Origin of the sequence: Actinacidiphila glaucinigra (assembly GCF_035918135.1) — a bacterium.
Classification (GTDB): Bacteria; Actinomycetota; Actinomycetes; order Streptomycetales; family Streptomycetaceae; genus Actinacidiphila; species Actinacidiphila glaucinigra.
This window is the reverse complement of sequence record NZ_CP109144.1, coordinates 4,409,224-4,429,019: the sequence shown is the minus strand read 5'-3', so window position 1 is coordinate 4,429,019 and position 19,796 is coordinate 4,409,224. Positions and strand designations below refer to the sequence as shown.

The following is a 19,796-nucleotide window of genomic DNA, read 5'->3' as shown; positions in this document are numbered from 1 at the left end:
GCCGCTGGTGGTCAGCCACGGGTTGAGTGGTTGCTGCACTTCGTTGCTGCACAGCACCCGTCCGTAACCTGAGATCACCATCTGTCTCACCGGCTGCGGTGCCAGTTGAGTATGGCTCCGAAAGAGAGCGCTGGAAGCATGCTGAGAGGGGCGGAAACCGAAGTCCAGATCAACAGCCATGCGGTAAATGCCAGCTGCAGCCAGAAGATCGTCCAGAGCCACCATGGCATCGGGCTCCGCACCTTGTTCTTACTTGCCACTGCCCCCACCTCCGAGATGGCCAGACCGTAGCGTACTTGTACGTCATTGCAGTGCCGGCTGGATGGGCACCCGGCCCGGGCGTTCTCACGCGGGTGGCATGGAGAGGCTTTGGGCGGGAGCCGTCATGGGGCGAGAGATCGGGGCCCGTACGCTGGCCGCGGTCCCGGCCGGCGGTCAGCACCTCCGCGTCAGCGGCCGTGCCGCGCCGCCCTCAAGAATGCGAACGGCGTGAACGCCGCTGAGTGGACGCCCCGGGAGCTGCGGCACAGCTTCGTCTCGCTGCTGTCGGACCGCGGGGTCCCGCTGGAGGAGATCTCGCGCCTGGTCGGTCACTCCGGTACCGCCGTCACCGAAGAGGTCTACCGGAGCAGATCCGGCCGGTGATCCAGACGGGGGCGGTCGTGATGGACGGCATCTTCAAGCGCGATCCGAAGCCGTAGACACTCACTTAGACACTCAACAACAAGCAGGGCCGGTCTCCCCACTGGGGAAACCGGCCCTGACCTGCATTTTCCGAAGTCGGGGTGGCGGGATTTGAACCCACGGCCTCTTCGTCCCGAACGAAGCGCGCTACCAAGCTGCGCCACACCCCGGTGTCGTACCGTGGCCTCCGGCCCGGCGCGACGAGGATTACTCTAGCGGACCTCCCGCTGGAGACGAAATCCGGTTTTCGCGGGCGGCTCAGGCGCCCGGCGTCAGGGTGAGCAGGGTGGCCTCGGGCGGGCAGGCGAAGCGGACCGGGGTGTAGCGGTTGGTCCCGCAGCCCGCGGAGACGTGCAGGTAGGAGCGGTGGCCGGCGGCCTCGTGGGTGGACAGGCCCTTGACCCGGTCGGTGTCGATGTCGCAGTTGGTGACCAGGGCGCCGTAGAAGGGGATGCAGAGCTGTCCGCCGTGGGTGTGACCGGCGAGGATCAGCGGGTAGCGGTCGGCGGCGAAGGCGTCGAGCACGCGCAGGTACGGGGCGTGGACGACGGCGAGGGAGAGGTCGGCGTCCGAGTCGGGGCCGCCGGCGACGGCGGCGTAGCGGTCGCGGCGGATGTGGGGGTCGTCGAGGCCCGTGAAGGCGATCTCGATGCCGTCGTCGAGCTTGAGGCGGCCGCGGGTGTTGTTGACCCCGACCCACCCGGCCACGTCGAAGGCGTCGCGGACCTCCTCCCAGGGATTGCGGGCGACGCCGATGGCGGGGTCGTTCTTGCCGTTGAGGCCGTGCTCGCCCCGGACGCGCTCGAGGAGGTAGCGGGCGGGGTTGCGCAGCTTGGGGGCGTAGTAGTCGTTGGAGCCGAAGACGTACGCCCCGGGGAGGTCGAACAGCGGGCCGAGGGCGTCCAGCAGCTCGGGGACGCCGTGGGGGTCGGAGAGGTTGTCGCCGGTGTTCACCACGAAGTCCGGACGCAGCCCGGCCAGCGACTGCAGCCAGCGGCGCTTCTTGTTCTGGCCGCTCACCATGTGGATGTCGGAGAGCTGCAGGACGCGGATCGGCCGCATTCCCGCCGGCAGCACGGGCACCCGCACCCTGCGCAGGCGGAAGGACCGTGCCTCGATTCCGGCGGCGTAGGCCACGCAGGCCGCACCGGCAGCTGTGATGCCCAGGGGTACTCCGTATCGCGCGCGCATGCCCTCCATGGTGGCAGACGGCTCGTCAGGGATAAATTTCCGGCCCTCCCGGCGGCGACCTGGCAGACTCGATGCCATGACCACCACGCTCAAGCAGCGTCTGCACGACGATCTCACGGCTGCCATCAAAGGACGGGACGAGCTGATCTCGTCCACCCTCCGTCTCACCCTCACCGCGATCACCAAGGAGGAGGTCGCGGGCAAGGAGGCGCGCGAGCTCTCCGACGACGAGGTGCTGACGGTGATCGCCCGCGAGGCGAAGAAGCGCCGGGAGGCCGCCGACGCCTTCGAGCAGGGCGGCCGCAAGGAGTCCGCGGAGCGTGAGCTGGCGGAGGGCGAGGTGCTGGGCGCCTACCTGCCGAAGCAGCTGGACGACGCCGAGCTGGCCGGGATCGTCGCCGCGGCGATCACGGAGTCGGGGGCCGAGGGGCCCAAGGCGATGGGCGCGGTCATGAAGATCGTGAACCCGAAGGTCGCGGGCCTGGCCGAGGGCGGCCGGGTCGCCGCCGAGGTGCGCAGGCAGCTCGCGGGCGGCTGACGGCCCGGCGCCGGACCGGCGCCCACGACAGCCCGCGGCGCCCGAGGGCAGCCGACAACGGAAGGGGCGCCGGGACCGATCGGTCCCGGCGCCCCTTCGGCGTCATGTCACGTACGGGGGGATCAGCCCGGCCCGGTGCCGCCCGTCTCGGGGGTGCCGGTCCCGGGGCCGGTGTTGGTCGCGCCGCCGCGGCCGTTGCCGCCGCCGGTGGTGAAGCCGTCGCCTCCGTCGCCGCCACCGAAGATGCCGCCGAAGAGGCCTTCGTCGCCCCCGTTGCCGCCGCCGTTGCCGTTGCCGCCGTTGCCGGGGCCGTCGTCACCGGGGCCGTGGTCGTCATCGTCGCGCGGCTTCTCGGGCTCGCGGATGGCCACCGTCGGGAGGTTCCCGGAACTCGTACCGGTCAGGGCGCCGGACATGGCGTCCCGCCAGATCGGGCCCGGGGTGTCGGCGCCGAAGACCTTGGCGTGGTAGACGCCACCGATGGTGATGTCGGTCATGTGACGCTTGTGGGCCGGGTCGCCGACCCAGACCGCGCCGGCCATGTCGGAGGTGTAACCCACGAACCAGGCGGCGTAGCGCTCGTCGGTCGTACCGGTCTTGCCCGCGCTGTCACGGTCGGACAGGCCCGCCTCCTGGCCGGTGCCGTCCTCGACCACGCCCTTGAGTAGCGTGTTCAGGGTGGCCGCGGTCTGCTCCGTCATGGCCCGCTTGCACTTGCTCTGCGGGACCTTCAGCTTCTTGCCGTTGGCGTCGGTGATCGACTCGATGGCGACGGGGCTGCAGTAGACGCCCTTGTTGGCGAAGGTCGCGTAGGCGTTCGCCATGGTCAGCGGGGACACTTCCTGGCTGCCCAGGGTCAGCGAGGGCACCTGGGTGAGGGCCTTGCCGTTCGCGCGGTCTATCCCCATGGACTTGGCCATCTTGACCACAGGGCAGACGCCGATGTCGCTGATCAGCTGGACGTAGAAGGTGTTGACCGACTTTGCGGTCGCCTCCCTCAGGGAGTACGGGCCCTTCTCGGACTCGTTCTCGTTCTCGACCGTGCTGCCCTCGGTGTTGACCCAGTTGCCGCCGCAGGTGGTGACGGGGCTCGGGTAGGTCATCTTGTACGGCGAGGGGTAGGAGGTCGCCGGGTCGGTGCCCTGCTCGATGGCCGCCGCCGCGGTGATCGGCTTGAAGGTCGAACCGGGCTGGTAGCCGACGCCGCCACCCATGGACTGGTTGACCGAGAGGTTGATCTGCGTCTGGTTCTTCTTGAAGCCGTACGGGCGGGACTGGCCCATCCCGACGATCTTGCCCGTGCCGGGCTGGACCAGGGTCACGGCGGTGGCGACGTCGTCGCTCTTGTACACGTGCCGGCTGATCGAGTCCTGGACGGCCCGCTGCGCCTTCGGGTCGAGGGTGGTGCGGATGGTGAGGCCGCCCTGGTCCCAGCGCTTGGAGCGCTCGCCCTTGGTCTTGCCGAAGGTCTTGTCGCTGAGGAAGACCTGGCGCACGTAGTCGCAGAAGAAGCCGGCGCCGTTCACGGCGGTGATGCAGCCGTTCTTGGGCTGGGTGATCTTGAGACCGAGCGGCTTCTTCTTGCCCTCGTCGGCCTCGGCCTGCGTGATGTCCTTCACGTCGGCCATGCGCTGCAGCACCACGTCGCGGCGCTTCTTGGCCTCTTCCGGGTCGTTCACGGGGTCGTAGCGACTCGGCGACTGGACGAGGCCGGCCAGCAGCGCGGCCTCGGTGAGCGACAGGTTCTTGGCGGACTTGCTGAAGTAGCGCCGGGAGGCGGACTCGACCCCGTAGGCCTGCTCTCCGAAGAACGTGATGTTGAGGTAGTTCTCGAGGATCTTCTGCTTCCCCAGCTCCTGCTCGAGCTGGATGGCGTACTTCATCTCCTTGATCTTGCGACCGAGGGTCTGCTGCGTGGCCTGCTGGACCTTGGTGGGGTCGTCGCCGGCCTCCTCGACGAAGACGTTCTTCACGTACTGCTGCGTCAGGGTGGACGCGCCCTCGGAGACACCGCCCTCCTGGGCGTTCTTGTTGAGCGCGCGCAGGATGCCCTTGACGTCGATGGCGCCGTGCTCGTAGAAGCGGGCGTCCTCGATGGCGACGATGGCCTGCTGCATCGGCTTGCTGATCTTGTCGAGCCCCACGACCCTGCGGTCGCGTGAGTAGACGGTCGCGATCAGGTCGCCCTTGGTGTCCAGGATCTGGGTGCTCTGGGACAGCGGCGGTCGCTTGAGCTCGCCCGGCAGGGAGTCGAAGCCGGCCGCGGTGCCCTTGGCACTCAGTCCGAGCGCCCCCGCCGCGGGGAGGGCGATACCGGCCAGCACGACGCCTGCCAGGACGCTGATGCCCAGGAACTTGGCTGCCTGCTGGGCTGAGCTGGTGCCGCCGCTGCTGGTGGGGCGCGATCGCTTGTGACCCATGGGGTGCAGCTTACGTTGCCATTCTTAAGACGTGGGCATGCTTGTTCGCCTACTCTGTAACAGACAGGCGCGAACACTGCGCACACGTCTGTCCTCCCTCGTCACTCTTGTGGGTGATGAGAACTGCCCGAATTCCTGTCATATGCCAGCCATATGACCTGGATCTCAGGCCCCAGAAGTGGCGAGCTGCCCGTTTTGCGGCAATTCACCCATTCTGCCGGCGGCTCACTCCGTCGGGTGATCTGCCGCGTACCCATAGTCCGTTCGGGCCATTCAAGATTGGGCCTGAAAGGGCTGTTGCGCCGTGCCCACCTTCCGTAACGTCCTCAACTGGCAACGGTGAATATGCCGCTTGCCGCCGTGGGGGAGCCTCGATTCGGGAGAGGACGGCGCCAGCATGAGCAGCTGGGTTACGGACTGGAGTACGCAGGCCGCGTGCCGCACGACGGATCCGGATGAACTTTTCGTCCAGGGAGCGGCCCAGAACAGGGCCAAGGCGGTGTGCACCGGCTGCCCGGTACGCACCGAGTGCCTGGCCGACGCCCTGGACAACCGGGTGGAGTTCGGCGTCTGGGGCGGGATGACCGAGCGGGAACGCAGGGCGCTGCTGCGCCGGCGTCCCACGGTCACCTCGTGGCGCAGGCTGCTGGAGACGGCGCGCACGGAGTACGAGCGCAGCACAGGCGTGCTCCCGCTCGACGACGAGGGCTACGACGAGGGCTACGACGACTACGCCGCCGTCGGCTGACCCTGCGCGAGACGTTCGCCGATCGCGCGCAGGCCCTCGAGGTCGTGCACGTCACCGGGCAGGGCCGCGACGTCCACCATGGGCACGTCCGGGTGCACGGAGACGAAGCGTTCACGGGTGCGCCGTTCGCGCGCGACCAGGTGCATCCGTTCGGCGTGCAGGCGCAGCATGCCGGCGGCGAGGCGGTCGGCGTCCAGCGGGTCCGGGTTCGTGGACCGGCCCGCGTCGGGGTCCTGCGCGGGCGCGGGAACGGCCGGGGAGCCGGTGGGCGATTCGGGAGAGCTCGTGTCCGCACTGTCCGTACTGGGGGTCCCTTCGCCGCCGTCGGCCGTACGGAGTCCAGCTTTCCCGCCGGGCTGATCCACAATGCCGACGCTTTGAAGATTTTCTGCAGATTCGTCAAACTCCCCGGTCAGCCGGGGAGTTGCCGGATTCCCGGCCACGGGGTCGGCGTCGGCGGTGTCAGCGGCGTCAGCGGTATCCGGGTCGTTCGGGTCCTCAGGGTCGCTCAGGTCGTCCAGGGCCTCCGCCGCCGCCAGCGCCCGTTCCGCCGTGAGCTGTGCCGCCCCGCTGCCGTGCACGCGGTTGAGCACCAGCCCGGCGAGCGGCATGTCCTCCGCCGCGAGCCGCTCCACGAAGTACGAGGCCTCCCGCAGCGCGTCCCGCTCCGGCGCGGCAACCACCAGGAACGCCGTGCCGTTCGCCTGGAGCAGCTTGTACGTGGCGTCCGCGCGGGAGCGGAAGCCGCCGAACATCGAATCCATCGCCGCCACGAAGGTCTGTACGTCGCGCAGCAGATGCGCGCCCATGACCTTGCTGAGCGTGCCGGTCATCATCGACATCCCGACGTTGAGGAACTTCACGCCGGCCCGCCCGCCGACCTTCGCGGGAGCCATCAGCAGCCGGATGAAGCGCCCGTCCAGGAAGGACCCCAGCCGCTTCGGGGCGTCCAGGAAGTCCAGCGCCGACCGGCTCGGCGGGGTGTCGACGATGATCAGGTCCCACTCGTCGAGCGCGCGCAGCTGGCCCAGCTTCTCCATGGCCATGTACTCCTGCGTGCCGGCGAAGCCGGCGGAGAGCGACTGGTAGAAGGGGTTGTCCAGGATCGCCCGGGCCCGCTCCTGGTCCGTGTGCTGCAGCACGACCTCGTCGAAGGTCCGCTTCATGTCGAGCATCATCGCGTGCAGCTCACCGCCCGCGGACTCGTCGATCCCGGCGACCTTGCGGGGGGTGTTGTCGAGTTCCGTCAGCCCCATGGACTGCGCCAGCCGGCGCGCCGGGTCGATGGTCAGCACGACGGCCTTGCGCCCGCGCTCGGCGGCGCGGACGCCCAGGGCCGCGGCCGTGGTGGTCTTGCCGACCCCTCCCGAGCCGCAGCAGACGACGATCCGGGTCCTCGGATCGTCGATCAGCGGGTCGATGTCCAATACCGGACTCTCCAGGCTCATGCGACCCCCAGCCCCTGCTTCCGCATATTTTCAGCCAATCTGTACAACCCGCCGAGATCGACCCCGTCGCCCATCAGTTCCAGCTCGTACGCCGGCAGCCCCAGTGAGGCCAGCTCCTCGCGCTGGGCGCGTTCCAGGGCCACGCGCTCCGCGTGCTCGTGCGCCTGGGCCAGCAGCGGGTCGACGAGCCGCTCCGCGAGGCCGCCGCGCCGCGCGCCGCCCAGCCCCGCCTGGGAGAGCGCCTTGGCGATCGCCGTGCGCTGCCCGTCGCGCGCCGAGGCCACGGCCGCGCCGTCCATCACCACCGGGCGCACCATGTTGATGATCACGGCCCCGGTCGGCAGCCCCGCCGCGCGCAGTTCCTCCACGCCGTCCATGGTCTCCTGGACCGGCATCTCCTCCAGGAGGGTGACCAGGTGCACCGCCGTCTCCGGGGACTTCATCACCCGCATCACGGCCTGCGCCTGATTGTGTATCGGGCCGAACCGGGCCAGCCCGGCGACCTCGTCGTTGACGTTGAGGAAGCGGGTGATCCGCCCGGTCGGCGGCGCGTCCAGCACCACCGCGTCGTACGACCGCCAGCCGGCCCGGTCCTTGCGGCGCACGGCCTCGCAGACCTTGCCGGTCAGCAGGACGTCGCGTAGTCCCGGTGCGACGGTGGTGGCGAAGTCGATCGCGCCCAGCTTCTTCAGGGCCCGGCCGGCCCGGCCGAGCTTGTAGAACATGTCGAGGTAGTCGAGCAGCGCCTGTTCGGCGTCGATGGCCAGCGCGTGGACCTCGCCCCCGCCCGGCGCCACCGCGATCTTGCGCTCCTCGTAGGGGAGGGCCTCGGTCTCGAAGAGCTGGGCGATGCCCTGGCGTCCCTCCACCTCCGCCAGCAGCGTCCGCCGTCCCTCGGCGGCGAGGGCGAGTGCCAGCGCCGCGGCGACGGTCGTCTTGCCCGTGCCGCCCTTGCCCGTCACGATGTGGAGCCTCACACCTGCGAGCCTAACCAGTCGAGGGCGGGGCTACGCAGGGGCGGGGCTGTGCCAGGCATTACAGTCCCCTCATGAAGAAGTGGGAATACGCGACCGTGCCGCTGCTGGTGCATGCGACGAAGCAGATCCTGGACACCTGGGGCGAGGACGGCTGGGAGCTCGTCCAGGTCGTGCCGGGCCCGAACAACCCCGAGCAGCTGGTGGCGTACTTCAAGCGGGAGAAGAACGCGTGAGCGGCGTCGAGCAGCGGCTCGCGGAACTGGGGCTGGAGCTCCCCGCCGTGGCCGCGCCGCTCGCCGCGTACGTCCCGGCCGTCCGGTCCGGCGCGTACGTCTACACGGCGGGTCAGCTGCCGCTCGTCGACGGCAAGCTGACCTGCACCGGCAAGGTCGGCGCGGAGGTCACCGCGGACGAGGCCAAGCAGCTCGCCCGCACCTGCGCGCTCAACGCCCTGGCCGCGGTCCGCTCCGTCGTGGGTGACCTCGACCGCGTCAAGCGCGTCGTGAAGGTCGTCGGCTTCGTCGCCTCCGCCCCCGACTTCACCGGGCAGCCGGCCGTCGTCAACGGCGCGAGCGAACTGCTCGGCGAGGTCCTCGGCGAGAAGGGCGTGCACGCCCGCAGCGCCGTCGGTGTGGCCGTCCTGCCGCTCGACGCGCCGGTCGAGGTCGAGATCCAGGTCGAGGTCGAGGACTGACGTCCCGTACCCCTCCGGTGGCCCTCCGGTGGCCCCTCCGGGCCATCGGAGGGGTGTCCGGGCCCGCCCGGCCCGGGCCCTATCGAACATCCCCGCGGAAGCGCATAGCATCCGCCCCATGACCACCACGAACGGCCAGTGGTTCCCGGCGAGCTGGCCCGAGCGCATCCGCGCCCTCACGGCGGGCACCCTGGAGCCCGTCGTACCGCGCCGTGCGGCGACCGTCCTGCTGCTGCGGGACGCCGACGGCGGCCCCGCGGTGCACATGCTGCGGCGCCGGGCCTCCATGGCCTTCGCCGCGGGCGCGTACGCCTATCCCGGCGGCGGGGTGGACCCGCGCGACGAGCGGCCGGTGGCCTGGGCGGGACCCGCACCGCGGAACTGGGCGGCCCGGCTGGGCGAGGGCCTGGACCCCGCCTCCGCGCAGGCGATCGTGTGCGCTGCCGTGCGCGAGACCTTCGAGGAGTCCGGCGTCCTGCTGGCCGGGCCCGACGAAGAGTCCGTCGTCGCGGACACCACCGGCGAGGACTGGGAGGCCGACCGGCGCGCCCTGGTCTCGCGGGAGCTGTCCTTCGCCGACTTCCTCGCCCGCCGCTCCCTGGTGCTCCGCTCCGACCTGCTCGGCCCGTGGGCCCGCTGGATCACCCCGGAGTTCGAGGAGCGCCGCTACGACACCTGGTTCTTCGTGACCGTGCTTCCGCCCGGCCAGCGGACCCGCGACGTGTCGGGCGAGGCGGACCGCACGGTGTGGCTGCGTCCCGCCGAGGCCGTGGCCGGCTACGACCGCGGCGAGATGACCATGCTGCCGCCGACGATCGCGACGCTGCGGGAGCTGCTGCCGTACGACTCGGCCGGCGCGGCCCTCGAGGGCGCCGCGGAGGGGCGCGACCTCACCCCGGTGCTGGCGAGGGCCGGCCTCGTGGGCGACGAGATCGTGCTGACCTGGCCGGGCCACGACGAGTTCACCAAGCGGATGGGAGCCGCCGAATGACCTCGGCCCCGCAGCCCGGCAATCCCCGCGCGGAGGTCGGCGGGCGGGCGACCGCCCGCGCGGTGTGCGTGCTCGCGCCGAACCCCTCGCCGATGACGCTGGACGGCACGAACACCTGGATCGTCTCCGAGCCGGACTCCGAGTTCGCCGTCGTCATCGACCCCGGGCCGCTCGATGAGGGCCACCTGAGCACCGTGGTCTCCACGGCGCACTCCCTCGGCAAGAGGATCGCCCTCACCCTGCTCACCCACGGCCACCCCGACCACGCCGAGGGCGCGGGCCGCTTCGCCGAGCTGACCGGTACGCCGGTGCGCGCACTGGACCCGGCGCTGCGGCTGGGCGACGAGGGCCTGGCCGTGGGTGACGTCGTCACCACGGGCGGCCTGGAGCTGCGCGTCGTGCCCACCCCAGGGCACACCGCGGACTCGCTGTCGTTCCACCTGCCCGCCGACCGGGCCGTGCTCACCGGCGACACCGTCCTCGGCCGCGGCACCACGGTCGTCGCCCACCCCGACGGGCGGCTGGGCGACTACCTGGACTCCCTGCGCCGGCTGCAGGCCCTCACGATGCACGACGGCGTGGCCACCGTCCTGCCGGGCCACGGCCCGGTCCTCGCCGACGCGCGGGGCGCGGTCGAGTTCTACCTCGCGCACCGCGCCCACCGCCTCGCCCAGGTCGAGACGGCCGTGGAGCGGGGCCTCGCGACGCCCTCCGAGGTCGTCGCCCATGTGTACGCGGACGTCGACCGCGCCCTGTGGCCTGCCGCCGAGCTGTCGGTGCGGGCCCAGCTGGACTACCTGTTGGAGCACGGGCTGATCTGACGGCGCGCGCACCGTGCACGGCGAAGGGGCGCCCACCTCGGGGTGGGCGCCCCTTCGTACGCGTACGGGCGTCAGCGCGAGCGCTTGGCCAGCCGCTCGACGTCCAGCAGGATGACCGCCCGCGCCTCCAGGCGCAGCCAGCCGCGGCCCGCGAAGTCGGCGAGGGCCTTGTTGACCGTCTCGCGGGAGGCGCCCACCAGCTGGGCGAGTTCCTCCTGCGTGAGGTCGTGGACGACGTGGATGCCCTCCTCGGACTGCACGCCGAAGCGGCGCGACAGGTCCAGCAGCGCCTTGGCGACACGGCCCGGGACGTCGGAGAAGACGAGGTCCGACATGACGTCGTTGGTGCGCCGCAGGCGCCGGGCGACGGCGCGCAGCAGGGCGGTGGAGACCTCGGGCCGGACGTTGAGCCACGGCTGCAGGTCGCCGTGGCCGAGGCCGAGCAGCTTCACCTCGGTCAGCGCGGTGGCGGTGGCGGTGCGCGGGCCGGGGTCGAAGAGCGACAGCTCACCGATCAGCTCGCCGGGGCCCACGACGGCGAGCATGTTCTCGCGCCCGTCGGGGGAGGTGCGGTGCAGCTTCACCTTGCCCTCGGTGACGACGTACAGCCGGTCCCCGGGTTCCCCCTCGTGGAACAGCGAGTCGCCACGCGCGAGCGTGGCCTCCGTCATGGAGGCGCGCAGTTCAGCGGCCTGCTCATCGTCGAGCCCCGCGAATAGCGGTGCGCGCCGCAGAACGTCGTCCACGAGCTCTCTCCTTGTCGACATCGCTGGGTCGGTCCCCATCATGCCCGACAGCAAAAACAGTGCGATCAATCACAAGTCTGTCTTATGTGCTCGTGTGATTGTGTTCCGGGGGTCCGTTTGGGGGCCGGATCGCGGCTCTCCAGGGCGATTGTCGGTGGCGAGGCTTAGGCTGGCCGGGTGTCCGATACGCCAAGTGCGCAGAAGAAACGGCAGGGTGGCGGGGCCAGGAGGGTGACCGCCGCCGCGGATTCCGCTGTGAGCGAACAGGGTCCCCGCAAGACCTCCACGGCCCGCGCGCGGGCGTCCCGCAAGCCCGAGTCGCGGCTCGCGATGGTGCGCAGGGCCCGCCGGATCAACCGCGAGCTCGCCGAGCTGTACCCGTACGCCCACCCCGAGCTGGACTTCGAGAACCCCTTCCAGCTGCTCGTCGCCACGGTCTTGTCGGCCCAGACGACCGACCTGAGGGTCAACCAGACCACCCCCGCGCTGTTCGCCGAGTACCCGACGCCCGAGGAGCTGGCGGCCGCCGACCCGGAGGAGCTGGAGCGGATCCTCCGCCCCACCGGCTTCTTCCGCGCCAAGGCGCGGGCGCTGCTCGGCCTGTCGGCGGCGCTCCGCGACACCTTCGGCGGCGAGGTGCCCGGTCGGCTGGAGGATCTGGTCACGCTGCCGGGCGTGGGCCGCAAGACGGCCAACGTGGTGCTCGGCAACGCCTTCGGCGTCCCCGGCCTCACCGTGGACACCCACTTCCAGCGGCTGGTCCACCGCTTCGGCTGGACCACGGCGAAGGAGCCGGAGAAGATCGAGCAGGACGTCATGGCGATCTTCCCGAAGAGCGAGTGGACGATGGTCTCGCACCGGCTGATCTTCCACGGCCGTCGGATGTGCCACGCCCGCCGCCCCGCCTGCGGCGTCTGCCCGATCGCACCGCTGTGCCCGTCGTACGGCGAGGGCGAGACGGACCCCGAGAAGGCGAAGAAGCTGCTCAAGTACGAGATGGCCGGCGGCCCCGGGCAGCGGCTCAAGCCGCCGCCGGGGTTCCCGGGCAAGGCGGCACCGCCGCTGGAGGTGGAGTGACGCAGGCACGACCCGATATCGAGGACGTCACGCTCGACCGCGAGGGGCTGCCGACCTGGCTCGGCCCGGTGGTCCGCGCGGTCGACGCCGTACGGCCCGAGCAGCTCAGCCGCTTCCTGCCGCCGCCGAGCGGCGGCCGGCCCTCCGCCGTCCTCATCCTCCTCGGCTCCGGCGCCGAGGGGCCCGAACTGCTCCTGATGGAACGGGCGGCCTCGCTGCGCTCGCACGCGGGGCAGCCCTCCTTCCCGGGCGGTGCCCTCGATCCCGAGGACGGCGACCCGGAGGGCGAGGGCCCGCTGCGGGCCGCGCTGAGAGAGGCCTGGGAGGAGACCGGCCTCGACCCCTCGGGGGTGCAGGTCTTCGGGGTGCTCCCGCGGCTCTACATCCCGGTGAGCGATTTCGTCGTGACGCCGGTCCTCGGCTGGTGGCGTACGCCGTCCCCGGTGGGAGCGGTCGATCCGGCCGAGACCGCACGGGTGTTCACCGTCCCCGTGGCGGATCTCACCGATCCCGCCAACCGCGCCATGGTGACCCATCCCAGCGGCTTCCAGGGGCCCGCGTTCCTGGTGCAGGGCGCCCTGGTGTGGGGCTTCACCGCGGGGCTCATCGACCGGATCCTGCACCACGCGGGCTGGGAACGACCCTGGGATCGTGCAAAGACGGTCCCGCTGGGTTGATCCTCCATGAGACGGTGTCCCGGTGAATGTGCTGGACATCGTGCTCCTGTTGGCCGCCGTGTGGTTCGCGATCGTGGGCTACCGTCAGGGATTCATCGTCGGCGTGATGTCGGTGGTCGGGTTCCTCGGCGGTGGTCTGGTCGCGGTCTACGTACTGCCCGCGATCTGGAACGCGGTCACCGACAACTCCCAGCCCGGCACGGTGGCGGTCGTCGCCGCGGTGGTCCTGATCATCGTGTGCGCGTCGGTGGGCCAGGCCTTCACCACGCACCTCGGCAACAAGGTCCGCACACACATCAGCTGGTCACCCGCGCGGGCGATCGACGCGGTGGGCGGCGCCCTGGTGAACGTCCTGGCGATGCTGCTGGTCGCCTGGCTCATCGGCTCCGCGCTCGCCACCACGACCACGCTGCCCAGCCTCGGCCGTGAGGTCCGCTCCTCCCGGGTGCTGCTGGGGGTGGCGCAGATCGTGCCGCGCGAGGCCGACAACTGGTTCGCCGACTTCAGTTCGGTGCTCGCGCAGAACGGACTGCCCCAGGTCTTCTCACCGTTCGGCAACGAGCCCATCACCGCCGTTCCCGCCCCCGACCCGGCGCTCGCCGACAGCGCGGTCGTCGGCCGCGCGCGGCGCAGCATCGTCAAGGTCGTCGGCACGGCACCGAGCTGCGGCAAGGTGCTGGAGGGCACCGGCTTCGTCTTCGCGCCGCACCGGGTGATGACCAACGCCCACGTCGTCGGCGGCGTCGACAACCCGACCGTGCAGATCGGCGGCGAAGGCCGGGTGTACGACGGCAAGGTCGTGCTCTACGACTGGCAGCGCGACATCGCGGTCATCGACGTACCGTCCCTGGAAGCGCCCGCGTTGTCCTTCAGCACCACGGACGCCCGGTCACGGGACGACGCCGTCGTCGCCGGTTTCCCGGAGAACGGCGGCTTCGACGTGCGTGCCGCCCGCGTGCGCGGCCGCATCCCCGCCTCGGGCCCGGACATCTACCACCGGGGCACGGTCGAGCGCGACGTCTACTCGCTGTACACGCTGGTCCGCCAGGGCAACTCCGGCGGACCGCTGCTCACCCCCGAGGGGAAGGTGTACGGCGTGGTGTTCGCCAAGTCCCTCGACGACGCGGACACCGGATACGCCCTGACGGCGGACGAGGTCCAGCAGGACGTCCGGGCCGGGCGTACGGCGAACCGGCAGGTCGACACCCAGAGCTGTGCCCTGTAGGCCGTCCGGGGAGCCGCCCGGCCGGTGAGGGGCCGCGCGCGGTCAGTCGCTGCGGGTATGCCTCAGCCGGGCGCCCACCCAGCGGGCGCGGCGCCTGAGGATGTGAGGAATGCCGAGTCGGGAGCCTCCGGACCGATGGTCCGGGGCCTGCGTCCCGGTGGTGATCCGCGCTCCGTTGGCGCGGCGGTCGCGTGACACGTCACGGTAGTCGTGCGTCCAGCCCATACCGAGCTGTCTGCCCGGGGTCCATGGTCGGTAACCGCCTGGCGGTCCATCAGTTGGCCTATGCGCCCGGCATTTGGCCGATCGTCATACGGGATTAACGATCCGGCTCCGGGTCCTTGAGCCAGTTGACCAGCTCGGTCGAGAACGCGGCCGGATCCTCCTCGTGGGGGAAGTGCCCCAGCCCGTCGAAGAGCCGCCAGCGGTACGGCGCCTCCACGTACTCCCCGCTGCCCGCGGCGTGCCGGGCCCGCATCGCCGGGTCGAGCGAACCGTGCAGGTGCAGGGTGGGCACCCGCACCGGACGCTTCATGCGCCGGTTGAACTGGAAGCCGTCCACCCGGGCCAGCGAGCGCACCATCCAGCGGTAGGGCTCGATCGAGCAGTGCGCCGTCGACGGGATGAGCATCGCCCTGCGGTAGGCGTCCACCGTCTCGTCCTCCGGCAGCCGGGGCCCCGACCAGTCCCGCAGCAGCCGTCCCACCAGCGCCGCGTCGTCCGCGACCAGCTGCCGCTCCGGGACGAACGGGCGCTGGAACCCCCACACCTGGCCGCCGGCCGCGCTGTGCCGCAGATCCGTCAGCATCGCCGCGCGCCAGCGCCGCGGGTGCGGCATCGAGCACACCGCGAGCCGCCGGACGAGCTTGGGCCGCATCGCCGCCGCCGTCCAGGCCAGGTAACCGCCGAGGTCGTGCCCGACCAGCGCGGCGTCCGGCTCGCCGAGCGAGCGGATCACGCCGGTGACGTCGAGCGCCAGATTGGCGGGGTCGTAGCCGCGGGGTGTGCGGTCGCTGCCGCCCACCCCGCGCAGGTCCATCGCGACGGCGCGGAAGCCCGCGTCGGCCAGCGCGGTCAGCTGGTGCCGCCAGGTCCACCAGAACTGCGGGAAGCCGTGCAGCAGCAGCACCAGGGGGCCGTCACCGAGCTCGGCGATGTGGAAGCGGGCGCCGTTCGCGGCGACGTCCCGGTGGGTCCAGGGCCCGTCGATGTGTACCACCGGGGAACTGCCAGCGAACGTCATGCCCTGAGCGTGTCACACCTTGACCGCCACCGTGGTCTCCGTCCCGCCGGAGGGGGCGCTCCGCGGGTGCGGCTTGACCCCCTGCAGCACTGCCGCGGTCTCCTTCGCCGAGGCGATGCTGCGCTCCGGCTTCTTGATCTTCTTGAACTTCGAGCGCGCCGTCAGGCCGAGCAGACCGGCCAGCACCAGGTAGGCCCCGCCGACGATGAGGAACGACCAGGCGAGGCCGAGCCCCAGGTTGTGGATGCCGTACGCCGCCGCGAAGCTCAGCACCGGCAGCGAGAAGAGCGCCAGGATGCCGGCCGCGCCCACCGCGCCACCGCCGATGCCGGCGCGCTTGACGTCCTGCCTCAGCTCCGCCTTGGCGAGGGCGATCTCCTCGTGGACCAGCTCGGACAGGTCCGCCGTCGCCGAGGCGAAGAGCTGACCGAGGCTGCGGCTTCCGTTGGGGCTCACGGTCACCCCCACGTTCACGGGCTCGTCCGCACGGCTCATCGGGTCCTCCGTCGTCGTCATGGTGCGTCAGTCGTCATCCGGGGCAAACGGGTTACCCCCCGATCATGCCCGACTCATCCTCGCCGGTGTCCCCGGAGCGCGCCACTTCCGCCAGCCTGCGGTGCTCGGCCGCCTTGGCCTCGTGGATCGCGGCCATGCGCAGGTGGAACTCGGGGTCCGCCCACTTGTAGACGTCCGGGACGCCGTCCCGGTCCTCGTCGCGCTCCTCGTCCTCGCACATGCGGCGGTACTTGTCGTTGCGGAGCTTGAGCAGCACCGCGGCGAGCACCGCGGAGGTCAACGAGCCGATCAGGACGGCCGCCTTGACCTCCTCGGTCAGCACCTGGTCGCCCTCGAAGGCCAGCTCGCCGATGAGCAGGGAGACCGTGAAGCCGATCCCCGCGAGCGTGGCGACGGCCAGGACGTCGGCCCAGGCCAGCTCGGGGTTGAGCTCCGCGCGGGTGAAACGCGCCGCCAGCCAGGTGCCGCCGAAGACCCCGACCGCCTTGCCGACCACCAGCCCCAGCACCACGCCCAGTGTCTCGGGACGGCCGAACACCTCGGCGAGCGCGCCGCCGGCGATCGGCACCCCCGCGGAGAACAGGGCGAAGAGCGGCACGGCCAGTCCGGCCGAGAGCGGCCGTACGAGGTGCTCGATCCGCTCTCCGGGGGACCGCTCCTCGCCCTCGCGGCGGTGGCAGCGCAGCATCAGGCCCATGGCGACGCCCGCGATCGTGGCGTGGACCCCGCTGGCGTGCATCAGCGCCCAGTTGACGAGCGCGAGCGGTACGTACACGTACCACCCGTGCACCTCCTTGCGGAGCAGCAGCCGGAACAGCACGAGCCCGGCGAGTGCCAGGGCCAGTGCCACGAGGTTGATGCCCGAGGTGAAGAAGACCGCGATGATCAGGATCGCGAAGAGGTCGTCCACGACCGCCAGGGTCAGCAGGAACGCGCGCAGCGCGGACGGCAGCGCGGTGCCGAGCACGGCCAGCACCGCCAGGGCGAACGCGATGTCGGTCGCCGTCGGCACCGCCCAGCCCTGCAGGGAACCGCCGCCGGCGGCGTTGACCACCGCGTACACGAGCGCGGGCGCCGCCATGCCGCACACGGCGGCGATGACGGGGAGCGCCGCCGCCGAGGGACGGCGCAGTTCGCCCGCGACGAGTTCCCGCTTGAGCTCGATGCCGGCGACGAAGAAGAAGACCGTCAGCAGCCCGTCGGCGGCCCAGTGGCCCACGGACAGGTCCAGATGGAGCGATCCGGGACCGAAGGTGAAGGCGACGGTGGACCGGTACGAGGCGCTGAGCGGGCTGTTCGCCCAGATCAGCGCGACGACGGCGGCCAGCAGCAGGATCACGCCGCCCACGGTCTCCGTCCGCAGCGCGTCGGCGACGAAGTTGCGCTCGGGGAGGGACATCCGGCCCAGGAAGACGGAACGGCGGCGGTTGGTCGCGGTCACGGGGAGTGGACCTCCGGTCGGGCTCGGCATGGCTCGTCACCTTGCCGACCAGACTTCCCGGCACGCCCCGAATCACTGTCGCGTTCCTTACGCGTTCAGCAGTTTACCGGGTCGGCGCCGGAGCCTCCGGCGTTCCTCACATTACGGACAATCGCCGGGCGTCGCAGGAGTGTCCCGCACCGCCGGGAAAGGCGAAGAGGCCCCCGGAGGGGCCTCTTCGGTGCGGTGACGGGGACCGGTCAGTCCTCGCCGCCGGCGCTCGGGAGCTTCGACTGGATGAGGTCCATGACCGAGGAGTCCGTCAGGGTGGTGACGTCCCCCAGCTCCCGGTTCTCGGCGACGTCGCGGAGCAGACGCCGCATGATCTTGCCGGAGCGGGTCTTCGGCAGCTCCGCCACCGTGAGGATCCGCTTCGGCTTGGCGATCGGGCCGAGCGTCTTGGCGACGTGGTCGCGCAGCGCGGCGATCAGCTCGTCGCCGTCCTCGGACGCGGCGGTGCCGCGCAGGATGACGAAGGCGACGATGGCCTGTCCGGTGGTGGCGTCGGCGGCGCCGACCACGGCCGCCTCGGCGACCTTCGGGTGCGAGACGAGGGCCGACTCGACCTCGGTGGTCGAGATGTTGTGGCCCGAGACGAGCATGACGTCGTCCACCCGGCCCAGCAGCCAGATGTCGCCGTCCTCGTCCCTCTTGGCGCCGTCGCCGGCGAAGTAGCGCCCCTCGAAGCGGGACCAGTAGGTGTCCAGGTAGCGCTGGTCGTCGCCCCAGATGGTGCGGAGCATCGACGGCCACGGCTCGGTGAGGACGAGGTAGCCGCCGGAGCCGTTGGGCACCTCGTTGGCGTCGTCGTCCACGACGGTGGCGCAGATGCCGGGCAGCGGACGCTGCGCGGAGCCGGGCTTGGTCTCCGTCACGCCGGGCAGCGGGGAGATCATCATGGCGCCGGTCTCGGTCTGCCACCAGGTGTCCACGATCGGGCAGCGGCCGCCGCCGATGTGCTCGCGGTACCAGATCCACGCCTCGGGGTTGATCGGCTCGCCGACGCTGCCCAGGACGCGCAGCGAGGAGAGGTCGAACTTGGCGGGGATGTCGTCGCCCCACTTCATGAAGGTGCGGATCGCCGTGGGGGCGGTGTAGAGGATCGTGACCCCGTACTTCTGGACGATCTCCCAGAAACGGCCCTGGTGCGGGGTGTCCGGGGTGCCCTCGTACAGCACCTGGGTGGCGCCGTTGGCCAGCGGGCCGTAGACGATGTACGAGTGGCCGGTGACCCAGCCGACGTCGGCGGTGCACCAGTAGACGTCGGTCTCCGGCTTCAGGTCGAAGACGGCGTTGTGGGTGTAGGCGGTCTGCGTCAGGTAGCCGCCGGAGGTGTGCAGGATGCCCTTGGGCTTACCGGTGGTGCCGGAGGTGTAGAGGATGAAGAGCGGGTGCTCGGCCTCGAAGGCCTCCGGGGTGTGCTCGGCGGACTGGCCGTCGACGAGTTCGTGCCACCACACGTCGCGGCCCTCGGTCCACGCGACCTCCTGGCCGGTACGCCGGACGACCAGCACCTTCTCCACGCCGGCGGAGCGGGCGACTGCGTCGTCCACGGCGGGCTTCAGGGCGGAGGGCTTGCCGCGGCGGTAGCCGCCGTCGGCGGTGATGACCAGCTTGGCGTCGGCGTCGTCGATGCGGGCGGCCAGCGCGTCGGCGGAGAAGCCGCCGAAGACCACCGAGTGCGCGGCGCCGACGCGGGCGCAGGCCAGCATCGCCACGACGGTCTCGGGGATCATGGGCATGTAGATCGCGACCCGGTCGCCGGCCGTCACACCCAGCGCGGTCAGGGCGTTCGCGGCACGGCTCACCTCATCCTTGAGCTCGGCGTAGGTGATGGCCCGGCCGTCACCGGGCTCGCCCTCGAAGTGGATCGCCACGCGGTCGCCGTTGCCGGCCTCGACGTGCCGGTCGACGCAGTTGTAGGCGACGTTCAGGGTGCCGTCGGCGAACCACTTCGCGAACGGCGGGTTGGACCAGTCCAGGGTCTCGGTCGGCTCCTTCGCCCAGGTCAGCCGGCGGGCCTGCGCCGCCCAGAAGCCCAGTCGGTCGTCACCGGCCTGCTGGTAGGCCTCCGCGGTCACATTGGCACCGGCCGCCAGCTCGGCGGGCGGAGCGAACCGGCGCTCCTCCTTCAAAAGGTTGGCCAGGCTCTCGTTGCTCACGCCGTGCTCCTTCGCAGGGTGTCCTCTTGTGTCCCATGGCATAGCTCACCAGCCGGAGGGGCGGAATGACAAGGGTTCGCGACGAAAATTGGTTTAGACCTGTCGCGGTGAAGCGTCCGCACACGGCTCCGGCCCGCCGGCGGGTGCGCGGCGGGCCG

Annotated in this window: 19 protein-coding genes, 1 tRNA gene and 1 pseudogene; 10 read left to right on the top strand and 11 right to left on the bottom strand. The window is 71.2% G+C overall.

What is annotated here, in order from left to right:
* Positions 1–450 precede the first annotated feature (450 nt).
* Positions 451–701, top strand: a pseudogene (locus OIE69_RS19720) (tyrosine-type recombinase/integrase); the annotation flags it as partial.
* A gap of 79 nt (positions 702–780) precedes the next feature.
* Here the strand turns inward: OIE69_RS19720 and OIE69_RS19715 are convergent.
* Both OIE69_RS19715 and OIE69_RS19710 read right to left on the bottom strand, forming a co-directional pair.
* Positions 781–854 (bottom strand) — tRNA-Pro (locus tag OIE69_RS19715).
* An 88-nt stretch (positions 855–942) separates the two neighbouring features.
* Positions 943–1,875, bottom strand: coding sequence for a metallophosphoesterase (locus tag OIE69_RS19710; RefSeq protein ID WP_326573289.1), 933 nt, complete (start codon positions 1,873–1,875; stop codon positions 943–945).
* Positions 1,876–1,951: 76 nt separating this feature from the next.
* Here OIE69_RS19710 and OIE69_RS19705 point away from each other — a divergent pair, with 76 nt between their 5' ends.
* Positions 1,952–2,413 carry a GatB/YqeY domain-containing protein gene (locus OIE69_RS19705; protein WP_326573287.1) on the top strand — a complete coding sequence of 154 codons (462 nt, stop codon included), beginning with the start codon at positions 1,952–1,954 and terminating at the stop codon, positions 2,411–2,413.
* A gap of 122 nt (positions 2,414–2,535) precedes the next feature.
* On the opposite strand, the gene OIE69_RS19700 is transcribed toward OIE69_RS19705, so the two are convergent.
* Positions 2,536–4,833 (bottom strand): transglycosylase domain-containing protein, encoded by a 2,298-nt coding sequence (locus tag OIE69_RS19700; RefSeq protein WP_326573285.1) that lies wholly within the window; start codon positions 4,831–4,833, stop codon positions 2,536–2,538.
* A gap of 397 nt (positions 4,834–5,230) precedes the next feature.
* Here OIE69_RS19700 and OIE69_RS19695 point away from each other — a divergent pair, with 397 nt between their 5' ends.
* On the top strand, positions 5,231–5,581 hold the full coding sequence (locus OIE69_RS19695) for a WhiB family transcriptional regulator (RefSeq protein WP_326573283.1): 351 nt from the start codon (positions 5,231–5,233) through the stop codon (positions 5,579–5,581).
* On the opposite strand, the gene OIE69_RS19690 is transcribed toward OIE69_RS19695, so the two are convergent.
* Both OIE69_RS19690 and OIE69_RS19685 read right to left on the bottom strand, forming a co-directional pair.
* Complete coding sequence (locus OIE69_RS19690) at positions 5,563–7,029, bottom strand: ArsA family ATPase (protein ID WP_326573280.1); 1,467 nt, start codon at positions 7,027–7,029, stop codon at positions 5,563–5,565. The two genes, OIE69_RS19695 and OIE69_RS19690, sit on opposite strands and share 19 nt — an antisense overlap.
* Positions 7,026–8,006 carry an ArsA-related P-loop ATPase gene (locus OIE69_RS19685; RefSeq protein ID WP_326573278.1) on the bottom strand — a complete coding sequence of 327 codons (981 nt, stop codon included), beginning with the start codon at positions 8,004–8,006 and terminating at the stop codon, positions 7,026–7,028. The genes OIE69_RS19690 and OIE69_RS19685 overlap by 4 nt, the downstream gene beginning before the upstream one ends.
* A gap of 71 nt (positions 8,007–8,077) precedes the next feature.
* Between OIE69_RS19685 and OIE69_RS19680 the strand changes: the two genes are divergently transcribed.
* The 4 genes from OIE69_RS19680 (at position 8,078) to OIE69_RS19665 (ending at position 10,512) form a co-directional block, all read left to right on the top strand.
* Entirely contained in the window at positions 8,078–8,239 is a 162-nt protein-coding gene (locus OIE69_RS19680) for a DUF4177 domain-containing protein (RefSeq protein WP_089225284.1), read from the top strand.
* Entirely contained in the window at positions 8,236–8,700 is a 465-nt protein-coding gene (locus tag OIE69_RS19675; protein WP_326573273.1) for a RidA family protein, read from the top strand. Before OIE69_RS19680 ends, OIE69_RS19675 begins: the two co-directional genes overlap by 4 nt.
* Positions 8,701–8,818: 118 nt before the next feature.
* Entirely contained in the window at positions 8,819–9,691 is an 873-nt protein-coding gene (locus tag OIE69_RS19670; protein ID WP_326573271.1) for an NUDIX hydrolase, read from the top strand.
* Entirely contained in the window at positions 9,688–10,512 is an 825-nt protein-coding gene (locus OIE69_RS19665; RefSeq protein ID WP_326573269.1) for an MBL fold metallo-hydrolase, read from the top strand. The genes OIE69_RS19670 and OIE69_RS19665 overlap by 4 nt, the downstream gene beginning before the upstream one ends.
* Positions 10,513–10,583: 71 nt before the next feature.
* Here the strand turns inward: OIE69_RS19665 and OIE69_RS19660 are convergent, their stop codons facing one another.
* Positions 10,584–11,258 carry a Crp/Fnr family transcriptional regulator gene (locus tag OIE69_RS19660; RefSeq protein ID WP_018562167.1) on the bottom strand — a complete coding sequence of 225 codons (675 nt, stop codon included), beginning with the start codon at positions 11,256–11,258 and terminating at the stop codon, positions 10,584–10,586.
* Positions 11,259–11,513: 255 nt separating this feature from the next.
* Between OIE69_RS19660 and nth the strand changes: the two genes are divergently transcribed.
* The 3 genes from nth to OIE69_RS19640 are packed head-to-tail and all read left to right on the top strand — an operon-like array spanning position 11,514 to position 14,237.
* A complete protein-coding gene (nth, locus tag OIE69_RS44765; protein ID WP_392567534.1) occupies positions 11,514–12,335 on the top strand; it encodes an endonuclease III in 822 nt (273 codons plus the stop codon).
* Positions 12,332–13,012 (top strand): NUDIX hydrolase, encoded by a 681-nt coding sequence (locus tag OIE69_RS19645; RefSeq protein ID WP_326581281.1) that lies wholly within the window; start codon positions 12,332–12,334, stop codon positions 13,010–13,012. The genes nth and OIE69_RS19645 overlap by 4 nt, the downstream gene beginning before the upstream one ends.
* Before the next feature lie 22 nt (positions 13,013–13,034).
* Entirely contained in the window at positions 13,035–14,237 is a 1,203-nt protein-coding gene (locus OIE69_RS19640; protein WP_326573266.1) for a MarP family serine protease, read from the top strand.
* Positions 14,238–14,279: 42 nt separating this feature from the next.
* Here OIE69_RS19640 and OIE69_RS19635 read toward each other — a convergent pair whose 3' ends face one another.
* The 5 genes from OIE69_RS19635 to acs all read right to left on the bottom strand — a co-directional run bounded on the left by OIE69_RS19635 (position 14,280) and on the right by acs (position 19,638).
* Positions 14,280–14,462 carry a hypothetical protein gene (locus OIE69_RS19635; protein ID WP_326573264.1) on the bottom strand — a complete coding sequence of 61 codons (183 nt, stop codon included), beginning with the start codon at positions 14,460–14,462 and terminating at the stop codon, positions 14,280–14,282.
* Positions 14,463–14,556: 94 nt separating this feature from the next.
* Complete coding sequence (locus OIE69_RS19630) at positions 14,557–15,480, bottom strand: alpha/beta fold hydrolase (RefSeq protein ID WP_326573262.1); 924 nt, start codon at positions 15,478–15,480, stop codon at positions 14,557–14,559.
* Between the two features lie 12 nt (positions 15,481–15,492).
* The gene (locus OIE69_RS19625; protein ID WP_326581279.1) at positions 15,493–15,975 is read right to left on the bottom strand and encodes a phage holin family protein; all 483 of its coding nucleotides are present in this window, start codon (positions 15,973–15,975) and stop codon (positions 15,493–15,495) included.
* Positions 15,976–16,027: 52 nt separating this feature from the next.
* Positions 16,028–17,467 (bottom strand): Na+/H+ antiporter NhaA, encoded by a 1,440-nt coding sequence (nhaA, locus tag OIE69_RS19620; RefSeq protein ID WP_326573260.1) that lies wholly within the window; start codon positions 17,465–17,467, stop codon positions 16,028–16,030.
* 209 nt (positions 17,468–17,676) lie between these two features.
* Complete coding sequence (gene acs / locus OIE69_RS19615) at positions 17,677–19,638, bottom strand: acetate--CoA ligase (RefSeq protein ID WP_326573258.1); 1,962 nt, start codon at positions 19,636–19,638, stop codon at positions 17,677–17,679.
* Positions 19,639–19,796: the final 158 nt, after the last annotated feature.

Bases quoted from the DNA above. Each gene is read 5' to 3' on its own strand.
- nhaA (WP_326573260.1), bottom strand. From the start codon at position 17,467: ATGCCGAGCCCGACCGGAGGTCCACTCCCCGTGACCGCGACCAACCGC.
- OIE69_RS19710 (WP_326573289.1), bottom strand. From the start codon at position 1,875: ATGCGCGCGCGATACGGAGTACCCCTGGGCATCACAGCTGCCGGTGCG.
- OIE69_RS19680 (WP_089225284.1), top strand. From the start codon at position 8,078: ATGAAGAAGTGGGAATACGCGACCGTGCCGCTGCTGGTGCATGCGACG.
- OIE69_RS19670 (WP_326573271.1), top strand. From the start codon at position 8,819: ATGACCACCACGAACGGCCAGTGGTTCCCGGCGAGCTGGCCCGAGCGC.
- OIE69_RS19665 (WP_326573269.1), top strand. From the start codon at position 9,688: ATGACCTCGGCCCCGCAGCCCGGCAATCCCCGCGCGGAGGTCGGCGGG.
- OIE69_RS19695 (WP_326573283.1), top strand. From the start codon at position 5,231: ATGAGCAGCTGGGTTACGGACTGGAGTACGCAGGCCGCGTGCCGCACG.
- OIE69_RS19700 (WP_326573285.1), bottom strand. From the start codon at position 4,833: ATGGGTCACAAGCGATCGCGCCCCACCAGCAGCGGCGGCACCAGCTCA.
- OIE69_RS19705 (WP_326573287.1), top strand. From the start codon at position 1,952: ATGACCACCACGCTCAAGCAGCGTCTGCACGACGATCTCACGGCTGCC.
- OIE69_RS19630 (WP_326573262.1), bottom strand. From the start codon at position 15,480: ATGACGTTCGCTGGCAGTTCCCCGGTGGTACACATCGACGGGCCCTGG.
- OIE69_RS19690 (WP_326573280.1), bottom strand. From the start codon at position 7,029: ATGAGCCTGGAGAGTCCGGTATTGGACATCGACCCGCTGATCGACGAT.
- OIE69_RS19625 (WP_326581279.1), bottom strand. From the start codon at position 15,975: ATGAGCCGTGCGGACGAGCCCGTGAACGTGGGGGTGACCGTGAGCCCC.
- OIE69_RS19635 (WP_326573264.1), bottom strand. From the start codon at position 14,462: ATGGGCTGGACGCACGACTACCGTGACGTGTCACGCGACCGCCGCGCC.